23 protein-coding genes and 1 tRNA gene are annotated in these 23038 nt (G+C 35.2%); 7 read left to right on the top strand and 17 right to left on the bottom strand.

The window, feature by feature from the left end:
• Window positions 1–241: 241 nt before the first annotated feature.
• Entirely contained in the window at window positions 242–3334 is a 3093-nt protein-coding gene (locus CRO54_RS08560) for an AsmA family protein (protein WP_171047865.1), read from the bottom strand.
• 282 nt (window positions 3335–3616) lie between these two features.
• On the opposite strand from CRO54_RS08560, the gene CRO54_RS08555 reads away from it, so the two are divergent.
• Together CRO54_RS08555 and CRO54_RS08550 are read left to right on the top strand one after the other, a co-directional pair.
• Entirely contained in the window at window positions 3617–4030 is a 414-nt protein-coding gene (locus tag CRO54_RS08555) for an RrF2 family transcriptional regulator (RefSeq protein ID WP_097130980.1), read from the top strand.
• Between the two features lie 210 nt (window positions 4031–4240).
• Window positions 4241–5086 (top strand): SDR family oxidoreductase, encoded by an 846-nt coding sequence (locus CRO54_RS08550; protein WP_097130977.1) that lies wholly within the window; start codon window positions 4241–4243, stop codon window positions 5084–5086.
• 89 nt (window positions 5087–5175) lie between these two features.
• On the opposite strand, the gene CRO54_RS08545 is transcribed toward CRO54_RS08550, so the two are convergent.
• The 4 genes from CRO54_RS08545 to CRO54_RS08530 form a co-directional block, all read right to left on the bottom strand.
• On the bottom strand, window positions 5176–5667 hold the full coding sequence (locus CRO54_RS08545; RefSeq protein WP_097130974.1) for a hypothetical protein: 492 nt from the start codon (window positions 5665–5667) through the stop codon (window positions 5176–5178).
• A 97-nt stretch (window positions 5668–5764) separates the two neighbouring features.
• Window positions 5765–6853, bottom strand: coding sequence for a hypothetical protein (locus CRO54_RS08540; protein ID WP_097130972.1), 1089 nt, complete (start codon window positions 6851–6853; stop codon window positions 5765–5767).
• A gap of 86 nt (window positions 6854–6939) precedes the next feature.
• On the bottom strand, window positions 6940–7485 hold the full coding sequence (locus tag CRO54_RS08535) for a hypothetical protein (protein ID WP_097130970.1): 546 nt from the start codon (window positions 7483–7485) through the stop codon (window positions 6940–6942).
• A 134-nt stretch (window positions 7486–7619) separates the two neighbouring features.
• A complete protein-coding gene (locus tag CRO54_RS08530) occupies window positions 7620–8123 on the bottom strand; it encodes a hypothetical protein (protein WP_097130968.1) in 504 nt (167 codons plus the stop codon).
• Between the two features lie 375 nt (window positions 8124–8498).
• Here CRO54_RS08530 and CRO54_RS08525 point away from each other — a divergent pair, with 375 nt between their 5' ends.
• The gene (locus CRO54_RS08525; RefSeq protein ID WP_097130966.1) at window positions 8499–9803 is read left to right on the top strand and encodes an ATP-binding protein; all 1305 of its coding nucleotides are present in this window, start codon (window positions 8499–8501) and stop codon (window positions 9801–9803) included.
• Between the two features lies 1 nt (window position 9804).
• The gene (locus tag CRO54_RS08520) at window positions 9805–11067 is read left to right on the top strand and encodes a tetratricopeptide repeat protein (RefSeq protein WP_097130964.1); all 1263 of its coding nucleotides are present in this window, start codon (window positions 9805–9807) and stop codon (window positions 11065–11067) included.
• A 12-nt stretch (window positions 11068–11079) separates the two neighbouring features.
• Here CRO54_RS08520 and CRO54_RS08515 read toward each other — a convergent pair whose 3' ends face one another.
• The 8 genes from CRO54_RS08515 to CRO54_RS08480 form a co-directional block, all read right to left on the bottom strand.
• Window positions 11080–11496 carry an arsenate reductase ArsC gene (locus CRO54_RS08515; protein WP_097130962.1) on the bottom strand — a complete coding sequence of 139 codons (417 nt, stop codon included), beginning with the start codon at window positions 11494–11496 and terminating at the stop codon, window positions 11080–11082.
• Between the two features lie 130 nt (window positions 11497–11626).
• Window positions 11627–12100: a DUF6428 family protein gene (locus CRO54_RS08510; RefSeq protein WP_097130960.1), complete on the bottom strand. Its 474-nt coding sequence runs from the start codon at window positions 12098–12100 to the stop codon at window positions 11627–11629.
• Between the two features lie 59 nt (window positions 12101–12159).
• A complete protein-coding gene (locus CRO54_RS08505; protein WP_097130957.1) occupies window positions 12160–12486 on the bottom strand; it encodes an ArsR/SmtB family transcription factor in 327 nt (108 codons plus the stop codon).
• A 293-nt stretch (window positions 12487–12779) separates the two neighbouring features.
• Complete coding sequence (locus CRO54_RS08500) at window positions 12780–14216, bottom strand: serine hydrolase domain-containing protein (protein ID WP_097130955.1); 1437 nt, start codon at window positions 14214–14216, stop codon at window positions 12780–12782.
• A 76-nt stretch (window positions 14217–14292) separates the two neighbouring features.
• Window positions 14293–15126 (bottom strand): helix-turn-helix domain-containing protein, encoded by an 834-nt coding sequence (locus CRO54_RS08495; RefSeq protein ID WP_097130953.1) that lies wholly within the window; start codon window positions 15124–15126, stop codon window positions 14293–14295.
• Between the two features lie 249 nt (window positions 15127–15375).
• Window positions 15376–15801 (bottom strand): hypothetical protein, encoded by a 426-nt coding sequence (locus CRO54_RS08490; protein WP_138765786.1) that lies wholly within the window; start codon window positions 15799–15801, stop codon window positions 15376–15378.
• A 162-nt stretch (window positions 15802–15963) separates the two neighbouring features.
• A complete protein-coding gene (locus CRO54_RS08485; protein ID WP_097130949.1) occupies window positions 15964–16611 on the bottom strand; it encodes a DUF4279 domain-containing protein in 648 nt (215 codons plus the stop codon).
• Window positions 16612–16662: 51 nt separating this feature from the next.
• Entirely contained in the window at window positions 16663–17028 is a 366-nt protein-coding gene (locus CRO54_RS08480) for a ferredoxin family protein (protein WP_097130947.1), read from the bottom strand.
• A gap of 373 nt (window positions 17029–17401) precedes the next feature.
• Between CRO54_RS08480 and CRO54_RS08475 the strand changes: the two genes are divergently transcribed.
• On the top strand, window positions 17402–18430 hold the full coding sequence (locus CRO54_RS08475; protein WP_097130945.1) for a quinone-dependent dihydroorotate dehydrogenase: 1029 nt from the start codon (window positions 17402–17404) through the stop codon (window positions 18428–18430).
• On the opposite strand, the gene CRO54_RS08470 is transcribed toward CRO54_RS08475, so the two are convergent.
• On the bottom strand, window positions 18427–18864 hold the full coding sequence (locus CRO54_RS08470) for an SRPBCC family protein (RefSeq protein WP_097130943.1): 438 nt from the start codon (window positions 18862–18864) through the stop codon (window positions 18427–18429). The two genes, CRO54_RS08475 and CRO54_RS08470, sit on opposite strands and share 4 nt — an antisense overlap.
• A 171-nt stretch (window positions 18865–19035) precedes the next feature.
• On the opposite strand from CRO54_RS08470, the gene CRO54_RS08465 reads away from it, so the two are divergent.
• Complete coding sequence (locus tag CRO54_RS08465) at window positions 19036–19356, top strand: hypothetical protein (RefSeq protein ID WP_138765785.1); 321 nt, start codon at window positions 19036–19038, stop codon at window positions 19354–19356.
• 78 nt (window positions 19357–19434) lie between these two features.
• Here CRO54_RS08465 and CRO54_RS08460 read toward each other — a convergent pair whose 3' ends face one another.
• The 3 genes from CRO54_RS08460 to CRO54_RS08450 all read right to left on the bottom strand — a co-directional run bounded on the left by CRO54_RS08460 (window position 19435) and on the right by CRO54_RS08450 (window position 20611).
• On the bottom strand, window positions 19435–19605 hold the full coding sequence (locus CRO54_RS08460; RefSeq protein WP_097130939.1) for a spore protein: 171 nt from the start codon (window positions 19603–19605) through the stop codon (window positions 19435–19437).
• 38 nt (window positions 19606–19643) lie between these two features.
• Window positions 19644–19714 (bottom strand) — tRNA-Cys (locus CRO54_RS08455).
• Window positions 19715–19870: 156 nt separating this feature from the next.
• Entirely contained in the window at window positions 19871–20611 is a 741-nt protein-coding gene (locus tag CRO54_RS08450; RefSeq protein WP_097130937.1) for a TrmH family RNA methyltransferase, read from the bottom strand.
• On the opposite strand from CRO54_RS08450, the gene tamL reads away from it, so the two are divergent.
• Window positions 20602–23001: a translocation and assembly module lipoprotein TamL gene (gene tamL / locus CRO54_RS08445; RefSeq protein WP_240775059.1), complete on the top strand. Its 2400-nt coding sequence runs from the start codon at window positions 20602–20604 to the stop codon at window positions 22999–23001. The genes CRO54_RS08450 and tamL overlap by 10 nt on opposite strands.
• Window positions 23002–23038 lie beyond the last annotated feature (37 nt).

The following is a 23038-nucleotide window of genomic DNA, read 5'->3' as shown; positions in this document are numbered from 1 at the left end:
TAATATTTGAAAGTAAATCCGAAGGATTTTTAATATTTATAGCATGAAAGCAAGGATCAATCATATGACTCCGAAGGTGTCTAACAGGCAAACGTTTTATTTTCTCACTCGTCCGTCATTTCGAACGCAGGGAGAAATCTAACAAATAGCTTAACCCAATAGTTAGATTTTACTTCGTAGAGCTTCGGTTCTCCTCATTCTTCGTCGAAATGACGAGATAGGTTGTGAATTCAAAACAAAACTACTTGCTATCCGCATCTTCTGTTTCTTCCAATTTACCTTCTTTATTGCGCTTCAGTTTAATAATCGGTTTTTCTTGCGTACCCGTAACACTCAATGGAATACCAAACAAACCAAATGGAGGTAAACCCAATCTGCCTTTTAAATTCAAACGACCATCCAAACTTACTTCGCCTTCAAATCGTGGTCTAAAACCAGCAATCTTCATTTTGGTGCGTTCAATAGTCATGATGTTATTTTTGATAGAAGTTTTAACCACTACATCTTTCAAATTCGGATTGGTTAAGCTATCTCTTTTAGTTTCCTTACTTACTGCGTTCATCATCTTGAAACCAGCCAATTTCACATCTTTTAAAGTCAAAGCACCGCTACCTTTTACCGACGGTAATATGGGAAACATTTCGTCATTCAACCTGCCAGTTAATTCGTAATCTAAACCAACAATGCCTTTTACTTTCGAAGCCGAAGTTGCCATTTCCCTAAATAACTTGATTTCTTTATACGCTTTAGCAATATCAAATTCTTTTGCGTTTAATTTAAAATCAAAGTTGGCAGATTTGGGGCTAGTACTTTGGTAACTTGCATCCATCACCACTTTTGCTCCAATCAAATCAAATCCAGTTTCCGAAAGCATGAGCTTGCCATTGTTGATGACCATTTTGCCTTTTGCATTTTTAAGGTTGAGCCCGTTGTACTCCACATCATTGGGATTTGCAGCAAAAGTTACGTTTAAATTAGTTGGAATGATGATGACGCCTTTAGCAGCTGTACTACTGGTTGCTGCGGTAGTATCACCAGCGTAAGCCATAAATTCGTCCGCTATAATTTTGTTGCTGTGCAATACAAAACTTCCGCTCAGCTTCTCTCTTTCATCAAAAACAAAGTTCACGTAGTTGTTCAGGTTTCCATTCAATTTAAAATCCGAACCACCGTATGAAGCATTAAATTCATCAAATTTTAAAGCAGCAGAAGTAAACGAAAATTTGCCATTTTTAATGATAAAAGCATTCGGAAACATATCGGTAAGGATATTCAAATCCTTGATACTCATAAAACCTTTGTTTTGCAAACGACCATATCTTCCTGCCATGGCATCACTCTGTAAACCTTTAAAATTAACGTTGGTGTAGATTAGTCCGTGAACTTGGTAACCTTGAACTGCAAAAAGCTTATAAAGTTTCCCAATGTCTAAGGTTCCTCTTGAGGCAATGTCATAAGAGACATTTTCTAAATTGCTCACATTGGCTTTCAGCAAAAACGGTTGACCCGACATTTCAAAAGAAATAGGCTTGATGTTCAGTAAAGTGCCCTTCAAACTGCCATTTTTATTGGTAATGGCAGCATCAATGTCAATCTTTTCTAAAGCTTCACTGAAATGTACCGTTTTGATGTAACCTCTATCCAGTTTGATCAAAGCATTGGTAACAGGAAAGAGTTTTTTTACTTTGTCGTAAGAGCCTTTGCTGGTCACATCAACAGAAAGTTTACCGTTCAATACCAAATCTTTAATAGGGTAGAAGTTCTTGATTTCAGCGAAATTAATAGCCGTTTTTAAGCCTAAATCAACTGTGACGTTATTGATGGTTTGCAGTTTTAAATAACCCTTAATATAGTTCGACATCGCATTGATATCAATATGCTGTATCTCCAGTTTGGTATTTTTATAATCACCATTCACGTTGTTACCTACAAAATCAAAGTTGATTTTATCAATCGGAGATGGCAGCGAAGCATATTTGAAATAACCGTTGGTCAGCTTAATTTTTGCATCAAAAGTTGGCACCGTAGCAATTACCGTATCTACTTGTCTCAATCCACTTTTAACCACTTTTTTGGCATATTTTCCATCTGCATATACGCTCATCACCAACCTACCTTTAATATTTAGGCTGTCCATGTTTACTACTTTCGCCCATTTTTCTAAATCGATGTTAGAACGGGTTTTGGTATAAATTTGAGGTTCTTTCAGTCCTTTGATTTTAGTAACCGAAGCCAGATAATCATTTCCGATATTAAAAAACAGACTGTCCATATTCAAATCCAAACTATCAGGATTTAGACTAGGGATTTTCGTTTGTAGGTTTAGAAACAGGTTTTTGATAGGCTCGGGCGCATTTGGGTTGGTAATTTGTCCCTCACGAATTTTCATGTTGAAGGTTAAACTCGGCATGGTATTGCTTTCTGCAATGTACTTTCCAATTAGCGAAGCATCAATTTCTGCGTAGCCTTTTACTTTGGTTTTCTCTAATTTGTCAGCAATTTCAGCGGGTAGGGCAGTAAAAATGTTCTGTAAATCGGTTTCCTTTGCCTGCGTTTTAAAATCCATGTCGTAACCATCTTTCAAAAAAGAAAAGCGACCTACAAATCGAATAGGTAAAGAGTTGATTTTGATATCATTTTCGTCGAATAGTAAATCCAAAGAGCTGGTGTTGATTTTGGTAATAAGTTTAGCATTTAGCTCTTTATGAAGTAAATAAGGCGTGCCAGCGTAATAAATGTCAGCGTCTTTAATAGAAAGTTTACTCTTTAAGTCGAAAATCGCTTTACTCAAATCTCCAGTTCCACTGTAATTCACACCTTTGGCATCAATCATCATCGGTATCGACTTGTCATTGTAAACCAGATCACTGTTTTTGATATAGATACCTTGGATTTTTATGGCAGTGCTACTGGTATCTGTGTTTTTCTTGCCATCATCCTTACTCTCGTAAACGTTGTAGTTAGCGTGGCCATGTTCATCTGAAAGGATATTGATTTTGGCATTGTCTAAATAAAATTCGTCTACTTTGATTTGATTGCCGAATAAAGAGAACAAATTGATGCCCAGCGCCATCTGTTTGGCGTAGATTAAAGTATCATTTTTAAAAGGCTCGGAACCTTTCAATAAAAATTCGTCTAGGTTTAGGGTTAGGGATGGGAAATGTGTGAAAAATGAAATTCCAGTACCTTTAAAGCTAACTTCTCCCTTGATATTTTCGTTAATCGTTTTGGTGATTTGCTGATTAATCGTTTTTGGAATAAGAAACGGAATGATAAATAAAAGCGCTATCAATGAGGCAATACTGATGCCCAGAATTTTAAAAAACTTCTTCAAGATGGTAAGATTTAAATGGCGTTGAGACAAAGATAGTTGTAAAAGCCATTTGTTTGGTGTTTGCTAACATTTTTTAACATAAAATAAGCAATAATTTGTTGTTAGATGTCGATTTTAACCACATAGAAACATAGAACGTTTATTATGATGGTTCGATGTTAAATAGCTTGATGACCATCTTTCTTTACTTATATGAACTATGTTTCTATGTGGTTAAAAAAAATAATTTGTACGATTAAAAACTTTTATGTTACTTTGTACTGTAATAAATAAAATTACAGAATGAACAACGGAAGATTTGCCATATCACTACACATTTTAGTTTTACTAGATAAAGCTAAAGGAGAGTTACTTTCTTCTGATTATATGGCAGGTAGCATCAATATCAACCCTGTTTTAGTAAGAAAAGAGTTAATTAACTTGCGTGACCAAGGTTTTGTGGTAAGTAAGGAAGGCAAAAACGGAGGTGCAACTTTGGCTAAGTCGGCTGATAAAATCACCTTGGGGGCATTATACGAAAGTGTAAAATCTGCTCATTTGTTAGGTAGCCATAAAAATGACCCAAATCCACTTTGTGAAATAGGAAGAGATATTAATAAGCATTTAAACGCTTTGTACGATGATACTGAACGAAAACTAATTAGTCAACTTAATCAGCAAACACTTGCAGATTTTAGTGCTAGGTTTTCGAATTAATTTTTTTTGAATAAAACTGTAATAAAAATAGTTACAATAAATAGGGTGGTCAGGTACTAGGTGTCAGTAATCAGTTTAAAATAAATAAGTAAGGTGATAGTGACAGACAGATGGTAATACGTGCGCCTGAACACTAGTTACTGAAACCTAGAAATAAATAAACAATAACATTTAATCATTTAATAATTCACTCATTTAAAATTAGAAAATATGAAAATAGCAATCGCAGGAGCAACAGGTCAATTAGGTCGTGTTACCGTACAAAAATTAAAAGAAAAAACAGCAGCAGAAAACTTGGTGGCCTTAGTGCGTACGCCAGAAAAAGCTACAGATTTAGGAATAGAGGCAAGAGCTTTCGACTACACTAAGCCTGAAAATTTAGTTGAAGCTTTGAAAGGTGTAGATAAATTATTCTTAATCTCTGGAAATGAAATTGGTCAGCGTGAGATACAACATAAAAATGTGATTAATGCTGCTAAAGAAGCTGGAGTGAAAAATATAGTTTATACAAGTTTATTGCATGCAGCGACTTCAGAAATGGCATTAGCACCTGAGCACGCAGCTACCGAAAAAGCATTAATTGAATCTGGTATTAGCTATACGATTTTGCGTAACGGTTGGTACACTGAAAATTACGCTGGTTCTATCGCTGGTGCAATTCAGGCAGGTGGTTTTATTGGCAGTGCTGGCGACGGAAAAATTTCTTCGGCAACACGTGAAGATTTTGCCGAAGCAGCAGCAGTGGTTTTAACAACCGAAGGTCACGAAAATAAAATTTACGAATTAGGAGGTGATGAAGCTTACACTTTAAGTGATTTGGCTGCAGAAATTTCTAAACAAACAGGTAAGGATATTCCTTATAATAATTTGCCTGAGGCGGATTTTGCTAGTGTTTTAGTTTCTGTTGGTTTGCCAGAAGGCTTTGCGAAAATATTAGCGGATAGTGATTCAAAAGCTTCAAAAGGCGCATTGTATACCGAAGATAAAACTTTGTCGAAACTAATTGGTCGTAAAACTACACCATTGGCTGAGGTGGTTAAGAATTTCGTTTCTTAATAACTCAGGAGCTAAGTATTAGCCTTAGTTTATAGAAAAGTAGGAATTTGAGCTATAGTAGCCTATTCCTGCTTTTCATTTTATATTTTTTATAACCAGTTTGTTAAACCAACATTTTTCTTGTACAGTATACAAAATGCTTCGTCTGCATTTCCATAGATTATCTCATAACCTTTTAGATTCTTTAGATAAGAATTTAAGTCTTCATTTTTAAGTGTTGAGCTATAAGTCAGATTTTTAATTTCCAGTGGAAAGTTGTTATGATTTGGATTAGGTGTATGCAAAAATAATGCGTCACTACCGCTATGGAAATCAAGTATTGTCGCCCAAATTTGATAGTCGGTTTTCAAGTTCTTAGCTTTTTGTTCTAGCAATTCAAAATGTCTGAATAGTTTATCAAGATGAGGTTTCCTTTTTCTGAAACTGTCGTTGCCATACCCTCTCCAATCAAAGTGAGTATGCCATAGGTCAAACCAAGCAGATTTTTGGTCAGTAAAATTTAATCCAGACCAATCGTCAACTTTTGATGCAAGATTTTTGTAGTAACGTTTAAGTCCTCTATGCTTTTTAATTCCGTTCATTTCTTATTGTATTCTACATTTGAAGTTGGCTATAACGTTTCGGGGCTTTGCGATAGTGGGCCTTTAGAAGCACCATTTGTCAAGCTACAGCTAATTTTTATTCGGAGCCGAAAATTTTCTGCCACCACGAACGCCCCCCTTTTGGCAAGCTGCTGTTATATGCAGTAATTTTCTCCTCGTTCATTATTTCTGTTACCTCATTAAGTAAACTGTCCACCATTGGTGAAAAGTTTCTATACTTTTTCTGTTGAATGATAATAAGATTATATGATTTCTTAGATATCTCGTATGATGTGCTGTTTGTTTTAATAATTATTCTGCAAAGTTGCTCAACACAATCTCTTACAATATTATTATTGTCCGTTCCTTTTATTACTCTTTCAAGGATTTCAAAGGCTTTATCATTTTCACCGGTCTCAACATATAACTCTGCCAATTGTCGGTTGTAAATATCCCTTAGAAAATCCGTATCATTTTTTTCAATTGTTAATTTAAAGGCTTCAATCTCTAAAGTCTTATCCTCAGTGTATTTTGCGTATGTCCTATATAAACCAAGTTCTTCGTGTGTCCAGTTTCTTTCTTGCTTTATCCATTCTGGTAGTTTGGACAAAAATAATTCCCTTTCGTTTGTTGAATAAAGAAAATACAATTCATCTTGAATTGGGAATTTGTAACCTGTGAAATAGGATTTTTTATTTTCTTTCCAATCGTCTATATCCGCTTGTGAATAATTACAACTTTCTTCAGTCTCACCAATATATTTTAACAGTTCAGTTTTTAATGGATTGTCAAATGTTTTTAAGTATTGATAAGTTTCTTTAATGCCGACCGAAACCAAGTATTCTCCATCAAATCCAATTCCGCTGTCAAAGTCAATATTTTTAGTTTCAAAAAACAACCAGATGATTTCAAGCGAATTGAAAAGTGTCAGAATGAAGGCACAGAAGTATAAATTATCAACTTCACCGTCTTTCGAATATTTTCTCCATTCCTTTTCTTCTGTAAACAGGAATTTGACAATTTCATAGTCCGTCTGTTTAAGGTTATTGTAAATTGCAATATTTAGTCTTAATCGGTCGAAGTGTTTTGAATTTATGTCGTCTTTGTCAAAGCGATAATTGTCCAAGAGTTTTGGGTTCTGTCGGACTAATTCAAGTTCAGTTTTATATTTCTCTATTAATGTCAAGGTGTCTTGGTATTATTGCATAACGGTTTGGCTATACCTTGTTAGCGGTAGTAATTCCTTCAAATGTCAGTATGTTTGTCGTTTCGTTACTCATTTTTTTCTCCTTCGTTGTTTAAGTCAAGTTGACCAATGTTGTCTTTAATAATTGGTTCTATGTCAAATGTCGCGGAAATGTTGTGAACTTTGCCCAATAAGTTTGTCCCTTTGTAAAAATTGTTATTGCATATTGTTACTTCGTTTTCATACCAACAGTCAAAGAAGTTTACAAAGTCTTTGAATTCGTTGTTAGTTATGATTACTGGATTTCCTGTCTTGTTATGTCCGCCTGCTTGAAAGTCCAAGTAGTTGTCAAAAGTGCAATTGTCAATTGTTAGTCCACCGAAAAAATAAACGAATGTAAATTCGCAATTTTTAAAATGGCAGTTTGTTAGTCTAATTGGTTTTTCAAATTGCTGACCGATTGCAGAAAAAATTTCCACAATACAATTTTCAAAAACGACTTCTTTATCCCAATTTTCTTCAACTTCAATTTTCAATTCTCCTTCAACATAAATATCAATTAAAGGTTGTCCGTCTTTTAGCAAGTCGGTTGCTCTTTCTGTCGTTATGTTATGTTTCGGTTGTGTCGTCATATTATTACTGCTAACGTTTCGGGGCTTTGCGATGGTGTGGCAATCGAAGCACAAATCTTCAATTTTGCACAAAATTTGAACCGAAGAACTGCCGTTGAACTTTGCAGTTTCGCCCCACTATTGCAAAACCCTTGTTATGCGGTCGGCTTTTTTGATTGTCGTGATTTTCGTTGTTCGTATTCGCCTAAAAGTTTGTTTAATATTTGTATTTTACTGTTATCAATTGGTTCGGTTTGGCAAAGTTGGTCAACCATAATATTGATGTCGTAGAATTGATTGTCCGTTGTTATTTTGCCTTTTTGAATAATCTTGTCAACACGTTGGAAATAAGATTTAAAAATGTCAATGTCAAATTTGGTTTTTTCCTTCAAATACAGATTAAATTTCAAATCTACAGTTTCTACTTGCATTTCTGTTAAGTCACGAAACCATTGTTTTAGTCTTGTTAATCGTCCTTTTTGATAATGTTCTTCTGTTTGGATTTTAAGGCTTTGATAATGTTGTGCAGAGTCAAAGTCAACCGTTTTGATATGCATTTCTTTATTGTCAATGTAATAATCAAGTGTTGCTAAAACCAATTCTCGATACTTTGTAAGTTCCTCCTGTTTTTCGTCGTTATTTAGTTTGTTGCTTGTCATCATTTAGTTGTATCGTTCGTTCTTTAAGCTGTCGCATAACTAATTTATAACCCTCATCAAATGGCATAAAGCCAACCAATACAGTAGAGATAAGCGCCATTTTCCCCTAATCTACAAATTTTTGAATTCTCAGAAAAATGCTTAGCACCTATGTGTTTAGACTTCATGCATTTCTGCACAGCCTTTGTAAAATAAACCTTGGCGAAGCGGTTTCCCGATGTAAGCATTTACTTTCATTGTTGTACAGGATTCATCGGGATTAGCGAAAGCAAAGGACTACATTTGCCATTGGTAATGCAGGCGCTTTTCAAAAGATAAATACTATGCTATTTTCCGCCTTTTATCTATCTTAGGCGGTATTTAAATTTTTGCCAAATGAGTAATACCATTCTGAATTTAAGAGAAGCTTTAAAACATTCGCCAGATAATGCGCCGTTACGATTGCTATTGGCTGATGCATTATTGACTGCTAACAAACTTGTGGATGCAGAGATAGAATATACTATTTTGCTCACTTCGGCAAGTGCCAACAAAGCGAAAATTGGTTTAGCAAATGTGTTCTTCAAAAAGGGCAATTACTCTGCCTGCAATGTAATTTTAGAGGAAGCCATAGAGGGCGGAATGGAGGAATTAGCTGTATTTACCTTGTATGCAAAAGCTTTGTTGAAAGAAAGCAACTTCGGCAAGGCGGTGGAAATGTACAAAAGAGCACTAACCATTGACCGTAATTATTTTGATGAAGAATTGGATAGTCAGTTGCGTTTGCGTGATACCAATGCTTTTGAAGAAGAGGATATGGAAATAGACGATAGGTTTTTGCAAAAGCCTAATGTGAATTTCGATAGTGTAGGCGGCATGGAAGCGGTGAAGAAGGAAATTGAAATGAAAATTATTAAGCCACTGCAACATCCAGAATTGTATAAGGCTTATGGTAAAAAAGTAGGTGGCGGGATTTTGTTGTACGGTCCTCCGGGCTGTGGTAAAACCTATTTGGCTAAGGCCACTGCCGGACAGGTGAACGCCAAATTTATTAGTGTTGGCCTCAACAATATTTTGGACATGTGGATTGGCAACAGCGAGAAAAATTTGCATGAGATATTTGAACTGGCTCGCGAAAATGCTCCTTGCGTATTGTTTATTGATGAAATCGACGCTTTAGGTGCTAGTAGGAGCGATATGAAGCAATCTGCTGGTAGGCATTTGATTAATCAGTTTTTGCAGGAATTAGATGGGATTAATAATAATAACGAAGGGGTTTTAATTTTGGGTGCAACCAATACTCCTTGGAATTTAGACCCAGCGTTTAGGCGCCCAGGCAGATTTGACCGAATTGTTTTTGTACCACCACCAGACGAGCAAAGTAGGGAAGAGATTTTAAAGCTGAAGCTGAAAGATAAACCGGTAGAAGGAGTTGATTATAAAAGTTTAGCCAAGAAAGCGGAGCATTTTTCGGGGGCTGATATTGATGCGATGATTGACATTGCTATTGAGCTGAAGTTGGAATCTTCGTTTGTAGATGGTATTCCGAAGCCAATAAATACTAACGATTTGCTCAACGCCCTTAAAAAACACAAACCGAGTACGCAAGAGTGGTTTATGACGGCAAAAAACTTTGCCATGTTTGCCAATGATGCTGGCTTGTACGACGATATTTTAACCTATATGAAAATTAAGAAATAGCATGATTGAAGATAATAGGTTAGCGAAGATTGACATTCTTTTTCAACAACAGCGATTTGCCGAAGCCGAGCGTATTTTAAAGGAATTGCTTTCGCAAGATGCTGGAAATATTTATTGTTTGTCGTTACTGGCTGAAGCTAATTTGCAACAAGATAAATTAGAAGAAGCGCAAAAGATTATCGAAAATGCGATTGGCTTGTCGCCAGATAATCCGTATTTATTCTATATTAAAGCTAGAATTGCGATACAACAAGATAACTATAAAGCAGCCGAGCAACACATTCTACAGGCAATTGAATTAGATGCTTATGATGCTGATTACTTTGCTTTGTTAGCTAATATAAAATTGGCTGGCAAACATTACGAAGAGGCTTTGGAACATGCTGAAAATGCCTTGCAAATAGACGCTGAAAATTTGTTGGCCCTAAATATTAGAAGTACGGCTTTGTTGAAACTTAATAAAGTCGAAGAGTCTTTTAATACCATAGAAGGAGCATTAAGAGAAGATCCAAACAATGCTTTTACTCACGCAAACTACGGTTGGGGCTTGTTAGAGAGTGGAAATCATAAAAAAGCATTGGAGCATTTTAGAGAGGCTTTAAAAAACGACCCAGGTTTTAGTTATGCGCAAGCAGGAATGAGAGAGGCCTTGAAAGCTGGCAATCCAATTTATCGGATGTTTTTAAAATATGCCTTTTGGATGGGTAATTTAACCAGCAAATACCAGTGGGTGGTAATTTTAGGATTTTATTTTGGGATTAGAGGCTTAAGAGCGCTTGCAGAAGCTAATGAAACCTTGGAACCTTATTTGGTGCCACTAATTATTCTGCTTTCGTTGGTTGCGTTTTCTACTTGGGTAATTACGCCAGTTAGCAATTTGTTTTTGAGATTTAATAGGTACGGACAACTGCTGTTAGATAAGAATGAAACAATGAGTTCTAACTTTGTTGCGGCAAGTTTTTTTACTTTTCTTATTGGCACTTTGTGTTATTTCACTCTAGCTAAAGAAGAATTTCTTACGGTAGCTGTTTTTGGTTTTACCATGATGGTGCCTTTAAGCGTGGTATTTTCGCCCACCAAGCCTAAATTGTTTTTGCCTGGCTATACGGTACTAATGACCTTGTTTGGCTTAATTGCTATAGGTTTAGCTTTTTCTACTGGTGAAGTTTTTAACGGCGCATCTTTGTTGTATGTTTTTAGTTTTGTCGCATTTCAGTGGGTGGCTAACTTTTTTACAATTAAGGAAGGGAATAAGTATAGCTAGAAGAAGTTTCAATTATAAATATTGCTCACAGAAGTTTTTACAATACGCCTTGATGAGCTGTCCTACTTGTCTAAACTGGGCATTAATTTCTTCTTCTGTTCCTCTAGCTTTGGCTGGGTCTGGAAAATTGTAATGAAACTTTTTAGCCTTTGTAGGGAAGAAGGGACAACGCTCCTTAGCATTGTCGCAAACAGTAATTACAAAGTCGAAGTCTATGTGTTGGTATTCGTCAATGTGATTCGATGTGTGGTTTGAAATGTCAATTCCATCTTCTTTCATTGTTTCGATAGCTTTTGGATTTACTCCATGAGTTTCTACGCCTGCACTATAAATTTCCACTTCTTCGCCGGCATAAAATCTTAAATATCCTTCCGCAAGCTGACTTCTGCAACTGTTCCCTGTACAAAGTATCAATACTTTCTTTCTCATAATTTAAACGAATAACCAAATGAAATTGATGATACAAAATTTTGGGTCGAACCCAAAAACGAGTTGTAATCCAATTACAGCTGTGACAATAATGATAGGTTTCTTGTAATATCTAGATTTCTTTCTCATGTTAGCAGCAATTTCCGCCTGGCGTGCAAGCATTGTTCTGATTAACATTCAGTGCTATCAAATTTTTCTTCGCTTTTTCCGAGGGAATACCACAGGCATCCTGTGCCAAGCAAGCTGTCGTTTTGTTTCTCAGTATAAAGTTTTTTCCGTTAAAAGCTAAATCATATTTTCCAATGGTGTCACTTTGAAATTCTACTTCTATTTCAAAATCTTCAATGCCCAATTGTTGTTCGGAAAGTTTGATGATGCTGAGCAGTTTGTTAGGTTTCAAGCGATGTTCAAAGTCATCTGCGTTCCATAATTGAAAGTTTATTACTTTTTCTGAACGGATAGTGCCACCACAGTCGATAAAGGTTTTGCTGATCATTCCCACTTCGGTAACGTGAAAATCCTTGGGAACGAAAGTGCCATTTTCTAACTGAAATTCTACGTTTTCTAACGTTGGTAATAGTTGTTTCACTTCTGATAATTTCATTGTTCTTATTTTATATAGTTTAAATGCAATATTGCGATATAGGTGATCAAAAAAAATGCTTAACAGCATTTTGCTTTTGATACAGTTTTTATAATTTTTAAGAAATAAGTATTTAGAATATCGATAGTTTTCTCATCAATGCAATAGCAAATTGAATTTCCTTCTATACTTCCTTTGATAATACCAGCATTTTTTAATTCTTTTAAATGCTGCGAAACAGTGGGCTGTGCCAATGGTAGTTCGTTTACAATGTCCCCGCAAATGCATTCGTTTACCTTCATTAAATACTCAATAATTGCAATTCTTGCTGGATGTCCCAAAGCTTTTGCTATGGTTGCAATCTGGTTTTGCTGGTCGGTGAAATGCTCTGTTTTAGTTGCGCCCATTGCTAATATTTTTATATTGCAATATTACGATAATTATTTGACTGTGCAATTTTTTTTGAAAGTTGCTTGGATATTTAAGTTTGTACTAATGCGCTGCTAAGGTTGTGATTAGTATTTCGGGACTTTGCGACGATAAGGTAATCTGAGTACAAATCTTCAATTTTGCACAAAATTTCAATAGAAGAATCCCGTAAGTACGGGATTAAACTTTAAAATTTCGCCGCACTTTGCAAACGGCGAAGCCTTTACTGAAGGTAACCGAACTCAGTGTAGCTAAGCTCTTATTAGCTTAGTTATTTAGTTAGCAAGTTGTATTTTACTTTAGCGTCATTGTCTTCTGGTTCCTTTTCAAGATATAACTTTAGATATTCAATCGCTTGTTTTTTCTGGCCTGAAACCCTATATGCTTCACTGATATAATAATAGCCATAGGTTGAGTTGGGGAAAAAGCGAATATTTAACTTAAATAAGTCTATTGACTGATTAATCTTTCTTTCGAACAAGAGCTTACAGCCATATCTTTCAATAAGATTTTCTCTTAATGAATATTTCTTTGAATTTTGTTCGATTTGCTTAATACCAGCTTCGTAGCCTTTGTTGCTTACTGTCTTAATTATATCTTTAGTGTAGAAGAAATTGTTGATTGACGGTGCTGGGCCCACTAATTGTTTTTTAATTAGGTTACTCACTTCCCAATAGTTTTCAACTTCTCCATTGGTTAGAATAACAACAGTGTAGCCCAAATCTGGATAAATCATTATTTCACTGGCAACGCCGTCGTGTCCGCCGGTATGTCCAATAATGCGGTGTCCGTTGATGGTGATTTCTTCAAATCCATAGGCATACATTCCTTCTCTAAACTTCACTTTACCTGATGTACAAAGAGCTGTATTTTCTTTGCTAAGTAAACGATTGCTTTGTAATGCATTGGCAAAACTCAACAAATCGTCAACTGTGGAGTAGCCACCACCGGCAGGAGTTCCCTTTGTTGGATTTAAAAAAGTATTATTTTTCCATTGCCCTGGTTCTTCCAATGACATGGTATAGCCAGTAGCTAAATTTGCAATAACATTATCCAATTCGTAAGCATCTGTATTAATCATTTTTGCAGGTTTATAGATATGTTCTTTTACAAAATCAAAATAATTTTGACCCGACACTTTTTCAATGATTAACCCTAAAACCATATATCCAGAATTGCTATATAAGAAGTCACTACCAGGAGTAAAGGCTAGTTTTTTATTAACAAACAACGGAAGGTAATCAGCAACTGTTTTGAATTTTTCTTTTGCAAGCTTGTCGTATTCCTCCCAAAAACTGTGCATTCCTGAAGTATGCGTTAATAATTGATGGATAGTCACAGCGTCGGCAACCGTTTTATTGGGATAATCCAAAAGGTATTGACCTACTTTATCTTCAAGCGAAATTTTGCCAGATTCCACCAATTGCATTATCGCCATTGCTGTAAACATCTTGTTAATAGAAGCTAAGTTGAACTTCGTGTCTGGTTTATTTTTAATACGGTCTGGCAAATTTGCAAAACCAAATGTTTCCCTATAAATTGGTTTTCCATTTTTTGCAATAAGAACAACACCACTTAAGTAATTTTCTTTTTCAAGATTTTTTAAGTGAGCGCTTATGCTTTCCAAATTTTGTGCTTTAGCTAAGATAGGTTGTGAAATTGCTGCAAAGAAGATAGCTGCAATAAAATATATTTGACGGATTGTCATATGGTGATTATTTTATGATTAAGTGGCAAAAGTACGCTAATCATAAAAAGAAAAATTGTACAAGTGTAAACCCTATCTATAAAAACAGCCAGTGAATTTGTTTTTTTTCTAGCGCAGTCGTTTTTTCAAAAAAAACCTTAGGAGAGAGTCCTGTCACCGACTTGAATTCTCTTGTCATATGAGACTGGTCAAAGTAATCAACATCATACGCAATACCCGTTAAGTTGCTTTTTGTATTATTTGATGAGTATTTGTTGACCGCATTTCTAAATCTTAGTATCTTCTTGAATTGAGATGGTGTTTTACAGATATGTCTGGCAAAGTGTTTATTTAATGTTGTACGTGAAATAGCGTTTTTTTTGCATAGTTCGGTAATGGTTAAAGCGTCATTCTTTTTGCACATCATTTCAGACATAATATTTTCGAGGAAATTATGCTTAAACCCTATTAATTTTGACAACCAGTAACGTTCAACAGCTTGAATTTTTTCGATATCATTTTGCAGAGAAAGAATTTCAATCATAACTTTTCTATAATCTTCAAAAGGTAAAAATTCAGAGAAGTTTGATGTATTGTAATGGTTTAATTCATGCTCCAAAAATGAATTAATAGCTAACGGCTTAAATAAGATAGTGATTTCGTTTATTTTCCCTTCGTATTGAATATGCACAGGTTTATTGAAATCAGATACCAAATGTGTTTCAATCTTGTTTTCATCGCACTGCCCGATGATTAATTTATTTCCTTTATTAATAGTTTTGGATTTTTCACTTACTGATACAATGGTAAAAATAGATGGGAAGGTGATGTATTTGGTGTGTTTTTCTTCAGGTTTATGTGTGAGTATATAGATACACTCGATGTATTTTTTTAGTAAAGGATTTAAAGGGGAATAAACTTTTATTTTCATCGATTGCAATTGGAGCCTAACTAACTGTTTGTATAGTTGGAATTTGATTAATAAGTTGCTAAACAGTTTTTTAATTTATTTTGCATTAACAAGTCTATTGTTTTTACGTTGGTTCACTAAAAATTACACCTAACGTTTCGGGGCTTTGCACATTCGCGACAAGTTAAAAATAAATGTAATGAGAAATTGTGCTGTTCAGGGTATTTTCCAAGAAAGACAAACAAGTTATGGCGCAAAACTGCTGTTTTTTTACTTTAAAAATTGACTAACTATCATTTTCAGATCCTCTTCTGTTAAGTCTAAATTTGTTACATCAATCCATGTTTCTTTTCCCTTTTTATGATGAATTATTAGATCGTAATTTGGACTTAAACCAGGAGAACGAGTAACTCTAATTTCAGCATTTTTTACTTTTTCCCATTTTATTACTTTCTTTTTAGTTTTAATCCCTTCTGAATCAAATACCAATTTAATTTCTTTATCAAAATAACTTCGACAGAAATAGACTAAATTCAATAACCCCAAAATTATTACTGCGATTACTAATTTGGGATTGCCATTCAGGCCAAGAAAATATAAAAGTACACTTGGGATTATAATGCTTAAAGCTATAAATATTGCATACAAGGTTGATGAGTTCTTAAATTCGTATTTTGTAGGCTTACTTTTTATCATTGTAAGGGCGTTAAAAATGGCAACTAACGTTTGCAGGTTTAAGTTGAGCCTAATTTTTTTCACTAACTACCCACAGCACTAAACTAAATAAATAGCTTCAAATTTAGTGTCCTTGCTTCGCCCCGAGGTGCAACTTAAACCTGTTGTAGGCAGAAGTAGTAATTAATCTTTAAAACTTCTACCACCAACGTATAGATCGAAGTTTATTTCTAGCTCTAAGTCGCTCATTCTTTTTAAAGCATCGCTGTCGATATGCGGACCTCCCAACATAGTGTTTCCGTTATGGATTTCCATAGCTACCTGAATATAACCATCAGCTTCTCTTATTAGTCGTTTTATTCCTTCTATATCGATTTCCAAAAAGTCTAATAGCTTTTTAAGTTTGTCTGCAAATTCGTCTGGTTCTTTATTCGGTTCAAAAAAAATCGTACTTTCTTTCCAAAATCCAGTTCCTCTAGTGTCTCCTTTATTTCTTCCTCCTGTGGATTTTAAAATAGTCATCTTAGAAAGTTCTTCAAAGCCAAACCTGTCAGAGTCGGCTCTAAAATAGACACGGTTATCGGATTCGGTTCCTACATTTATTATTTCATTATTTTGAGTGTCAATATAGATTGCAAAGTAAAAACGTTCGTCAATTACAGGTAGGTAAGCAATAATTAATTCGTTTTCTCCTTCACGGTCAATTCGGTCAACTTTTAGTTTGTCGCGAGTATAGACAGGATTATGGATTGCTAGGTATTGCTCCGTCGTTCGAAGCGTTTTTTCCTTTAATTCTTTTTCTATCAGTTCTATTACTTGCTGGTCTGTCATTCTATTTCTGTTAACTTAAACCTGTTGTTATAGGCTGAGAGTTATGAACTTTTATTGTTTTATTAGCTTATGGTCACACTCTGTTTCTAGCTTTAGGTCATAAAGTCTTTTAATTATTTTTTGATTTGTTCCACCATACCTAACTGCTGAAACGCAGGATACAGCAATAGCATTTATAGCTTGTTCAATTTCTTCTTCGGTTTCAGGTTGTCTAATAAAATAGCATCCTTCGTCAGAATGACCCATTAAGCCAATTGCTTCAACTTCAGGTGCACCACATAAAATACAACAATCCTTTTCAACATAGAAATCGCCTTCTGCATTTAGTCCGTGCCTTGGTCTAGAGCTATTTTCAGTCGGTTCACAGTTAAGCTTATGTTTCGTTGAGTGATTAAATAAATTTTTAAAAATATTCATTTCCAGCGTTAATATTTAGAAGTTATAAAATTGAAGTCGGTTGAAACGTCGTCGAACGCTTGCCACTAACTTAATTATAACCCTCATCAAATGGCGTAAAGCCAACCAATGCGGTAGAGATAAGCGCCATTTTTTTCCCTAATCTACAAATTTCTATAAAAATACTTAGCACCCCTGTATTTAGGCCTTATGCTTTTTAAACAGCCCTTTGTAAAATAAACCTTGGCGAAGCGGTTTCCCGATTTGAGCATTGTCGTACTGGTTTTATAGGGATTAGCGAAAGCAAAGGACTACATTTGCCATGATTGCAGCAGATGCTTTCCAAAAAACAAATTAAGAATATATAAATTTCCTTTTTTATTATCTTCGCATCATGTATCGTTTGGTAAAGCCTATATTCTTCAAATTCGACCCTGAAAATGTTCATCATTTTGTGGTAAAACGCCTTAAATGGTTCAATGATGTTTTCCCTTTTGGAAAATCGGTGTTAAGAGGTAGTTACGATGTCAGCTTTAAAGGTTTAGAGCGTGAAGTTTTCGGACTGAAGTTTAAAAATCCGGTAGGCTTAGCCGCAGGATTTGATAAGAATGGAGAATATGTAGAAGCTTTGAGCAATCTGGGTTTCGGTTTTATTGAAGTAGGTACGGTTACACCTTTGCCACAGCCAGGTAACGATAAACCTAGGATGTTCCGTTTGCCAGAAGATGCTGCCTTGATTAACCGTATGGGATTCAATAACAAAGGCGTGGATACGATGGCAGAGCGTTTACGTTTGCTGAAAGACAGGCATCCAGAGATTATTGTAGGTGGAAATATTGGAAAAAATAAAAATACACCGAACGAAGACGCAGTTTACGATTATGTGAAGTGTTTTGATAGACTGTTTGATGTGGTAGATTATTTTGTGGTAAATGTAAGTTCTCCTAATACGCCAGGATTGAGAGCTTTGCAAGAGAAAGAACCTTTGATGGAACTTTTGAATACTTTGCAGAAACGAAACTGCCGAAACGATATTTCTAGACCCATCTTATTAAAGATTGCACCAGATTTAACTGACGAGCAGTTGGACGATATCATTGAAATTGTAAAAGAAACTGTAATTGCAGGTGTTATTGCAACCAATACAACCATTGGAAGGGATGATTTAGGCTCGTCAGAGAAACTAAAAGGTGAAATGGGTGGTTTGAGTGGCAAGCCGTTAACGCAGCGCTCTACAGAGGTTATACGCTATCTTTCTGAAAAGTCGGGTAAAGCATTTCCTATTATTGGAGTGGGAGGCATACATTCGGCCGAAGATGCGAAAGAAAAGTTAGAGGCCGGTGCTTCTTTGGTGCAGCTTTATACTGGTTTTATTTACGAAGGTCCCGGCCTAATCAAACGTATTTGTCAAACCTTGGTTTAGCTTTCCTCTTCTTCCAAATGATCTTTTAGGCTGGTGTGTAAAATATGATTCCAGCCTGCTGTGAAGCTTTCTTTACTAAAATCTGGGCCGCCTTCTTCTAAGGTGTGTATATCCGAATGGACTAACCTTACTATGGTTTGTTCGCCTTTATCTATCAATTGCCAACAAACCAACGAATTTCCAGGGTAATTGTCGTAGCGCCAAGTATAGGCTAGTTTCTCATTTTCAATTGCCTCTGTGATCTCGCACAGGTGTAAATACTGCGGGCCATCATCTGGACCTCCCATGAAATCAAATTTAAAACCAACCTTAGGTTCAAATTTTTCGATATCAAAATACCATTGCTCCATTTCATTGGTATCTGTTAATGCAGTCCATACTTTGCTAGTGGGCACATTAAAGGTTCTTTCAACTAAAATGCTTTCTTTTTTCATGCGCTTTAAAATTAGTTTCGGCTTTGTTATTTATATCTTAACAATCCTTAGTTTGTTTTGATTGTATTATTTATAACTGACTGATTTTCATTTATAAAATAATTACTTTGCTTTCTTATTTGGAATTGTTCTAAATAGTTAGATATTTGCATGATCAGCTTCTTAAAAGATATGTGCAAAAAAACCATGATTGCTAATTCGGGGGATATACAGATTACCCAGTGTAATAACTGTAAAATGATTAATGTGTGGAAACCAGGCTTATTGCTAAGTTTTTCGTTTAGTCAGTTCTACGAATTTACTAAGGTGGCCAAGCAGCTTAATTTCGATAAGTTTTTCGAATACAGTCCTGATGGAAACAGGGTGGTGATTTTATCAACGCCTTTCCCAGACATCTGTTTAAAATTTACTAGAGCAGAGCTGCATGATTTTGTTCATGCTATTGACGAGGCGATGTATATGCACAAAGTTTACGAACTGGTGCATAATTAATTTTTCGCTTATTTGGTTGTAAACGAAAAAAGTCCCGACATATCGTCGGGACTTTCTTATTTCTTTGTACTAAAAAGATTATTTAGCTAAAGCTGCTAATACAGCGTTGTTTTTTGCTAATTGGTCTTTAGTAGATTGTTGAGAACGGCTACCTAATTCTAAGTTAGTCGCCAATTTCAAATTTTTTACTTCTAAACGAGAAACAGTTTTATTGTATCTGTCTTTTCTTTTTAATCTGGTAACTGCCATGATAATAAGCTTTATTTCTTTTTAAATATTTTAACTTGAGGTCGAGAGCGGATTCGAACCGCTGTACAAGGTTTTGCAGACCTCTGCCTAGCCACTCGGCCACTCGACCCTTATTTTCAAGGTTGCAAAAATAACAATTAAATGTAAGCTTCCAAACTATATCGCTTAAAATCTTTAATTATTTTTCTGCTTTCGTTTCAGCTGTTTATTAGTGTATTGGTTCTTTGGAGGTTAACTGTGCAAAACTGTAGCCTGTTATTCAATCCTAATTCCTACTAATCTCGCTACAAAAAATGGCAGCAGATACCGCTACGTTTAAAGACTCTGCTTCGCCAAAACGAGGGATAGTCACTGGGAAGTTGATTTTCTCGATCAGTTCTTTGCTAATTCCGTGACCTTCGTTGCCTAGTAGAATCAATCCTTCGTTAGCCCATTGGGTTTGATAAATGTTTGCCCCTTTTAACAACGCTCCATAAATTGGAAGCTTGGTTTTTGATAAAAAGTTATTCAATGAAGTGTATTGAATGTTTACTCTACACAAAGAACCCATCGTAGATTGCACCGTTTTAGGATTGTAAGCTTCTACAGTGTTTTCAGAACAAATGATGTTTTTAATGCCAAACCAATCTGCAGTTCTAATGATAGTGCCAAAATTGCCTGGGTCTTGTACATCGTCAATTACTAAGGAGAATTGCTTGGCCAACAAACTTACATCAATTTCTTTTAGAGCTGGAATGTGTACTAAAGCCAGTATACTTTGTGGCGTTTGTAATGTGCTAATCTTTTGTAACTCAGTTTCTGTTACTTCAAATAAGTTTATATTTGCACTAATTTTAGGTAAAGTACCCGATATTTTCGGAGTGTAGTAAATGCTATGTAGTTGGTAATCAGAATTTAAAAATTCTACAATAGATTTTATACCTTCGATAATGAAAATTCCGTTTTCTTTACGGTACTTTTTTTGATGGAGCGATTTAATAAAACTGATCTGAGATTTTGAAAGCATATAAAAACTACAATAAACAGGACATTCAACTTCTTGCAATATTACTATTTATTCTTGTTTTTATAGCAGGTTGTGCTTCAACAAAATATATTGAGGACCACCAAGCCATTGTAAAAAAGGTAGAAATAGATAGTATTGATAAGGCTTACAAAGAGGCCGCTTATTTATATGTTCAAAAAGATATCAAGCCGATAGAGGGGTTTGGGATAGGCGTTGGCATCTACAATATTTTCAATACCAAAGACGGTAAATATCGCAAAACAAATATCAAACCTCTAGGCAATCCGCCACCTATTTTAGATAGCACTTTAGTCGAGATTTCTCGTGCCCAGATTGAGAAATTTTTGAAGAGTAAAGGCTTCTTTAATGCGGAAGTGAAATCTGATATTCAAGTTAGAAAGAAAAAGGCAAAACTTACGTTCACGGCCAAAACAGGTAAGCCTTTTATGGTAAATGAACTTACAAACGATATTGCCGATGAAGCTGTTAAATCTTTGTATTTAAGTTCTAAAGATAAATTTTCACGTTTACACGTTGGCATGCAATACGATGAGGATTCGCTGTCTTATGAACGAGAAGAGATATACCAATTGATGCGTAAAAACGGATATTACGATTTTGTAAGACCGTATGTAAAATTTAGTCCAGATTCTAACCAAAACAATAATAAGGTAAAAGTAAAGCTGATTATAGACAATCCGATTGATAGTACCGATAAACATAAGGTATATACTATAGGCGAAACCAATATTATTATAGCGCCAAATACAGATGGATTTACAGACTCAATAACCTTAAATAAGCGGATTTTTAACCGTATTCGTTTTACAGATTTATCTGGAAAATTTAGAAGAAATCCAATTACTCGCTACGATTTTATCAGACCTGGAGAAAGGTATAATATAGAAAATGAGCAACTTACTTATGATAGGCTTTACCAACTTAATATTTTCAAGAATGTAAAAATTGATTACTTGAAAAATAAAGATACCGCCAGCGTTATCGATCCTGTTATTTTACTTACTCCCCAAAAACGGATGAGCAATCGTATTGAAGGAGAAATACCTTTTAATAACGCTACAGTTGGGTTCACGTTAAGTAATACTTATATCGATAATAATTTTTTAAAGGGAGGAGAAAAGTTTCAGTTTCAGGTAAAAGGAGGTTTACAGTCGAGATTTTCAAACATTGGTAGTGTCTTTTCAGATATCTATCAAAGGGATTTTTCGGTTGGTGCTAGTTTAACAGTGCCACGTTTAATGGTGCCTTTTAGAATTCCAATTATGGGTAAAAATGGAATTCCATATACCACTTTTTCAAGTAGTTACCTTTATGCGCTACAGAAAGATATTACTATTCGTAGAATTTTTATTAATTCTATTACTTACGATTGGGTAGAGACCAAGTCTAAAATGCATTCTTTTACTCCTTTAAATTTCGAATATCGTTTCGGTAGCGTATTAATGGATATTTTAGATGAAAATAACGAACAAGCGGTGTTAAATAACTTTTTTAACCTTCTTTTGCTCGACAGAAAGAATGTTACATTAGGTATGAAGTATGCCTATTCCTTAAATGCAGATAAGTTATTGCAAAATACGAGCTTCATTTATTTTAGAGGAAATATTGATATTGCTGGAAATCTCTTGCAAGGAATATCGAGTTTAACTGGCAAAAAGCACAGTGCTGCTAATGGTAATGAGGGTAAAATATTGGGTTTGCCTTATAATCAATATGTACGACCAGAAATAGATATTAGATGGTATAAAAGTTTAGGTGCAGAATCGCAATTAGTAACCCGTATTAATGGAGGTATAGGGCATGCTTATGGTAATTCGGTAGCGATACCTTACGAGAAAATGTTTTATGCTGGTGGCTCAAGTGGAGTAAGAGCTTGGCAAGCTAGAACTTTAGGCCCTGGAAACTATAACAGAGCAACTATTTCCACGCAAGAAGCTAGGGCAGCCGCTTTTGGTTTTGATCAAATTGGGCAAATGCGTATAGAAGCAAACTTGGAATATCGTTTTCCTTTGGCTCGTAGATTTTTTGGAGGTAAGCTAAACGGGGCTACATTCTTAGATGCAGGTAATATATGGAATATAGGTTCCAGTAGTAGTACACAAACTGAAACTTATTTCAGATTTGATAAATTAGGGGAGCAAATCGCTTTGGGCACAGGTTTAGGTTTTAGGTATGATGTGCAGTTTTTTGTGTTCAGGTTTGATGTGGGATTGAAATTGAAAGATCCACAGTTTGTAGGCGACGAACAGTGGGTTATCGGCAAGTTTATTAATGGGGGTAAAGCGTTTAAAGCCAATTATTTAACAACACATAGTCCTGATAGATACCGTTTCTTGCAATACAATTTTGGTATAGGAATGCCTTTTTAATTTACAAGATAGATTTACGATTTTAGATTTTTACGGT

The organism is Pedobacter xixiisoli, assembly GCF_900215335.1.
Lineage (GTDB): Bacteria > Bacteroidota > Bacteroidia > Sphingobacteriales > Sphingobacteriaceae > Pedobacter > Pedobacter xixiisoli.
The sequence above is the reverse complement of the archived record's forward strand: the minus strand, read 5'-3'. Positions and strand labels throughout refer to the sequence as shown.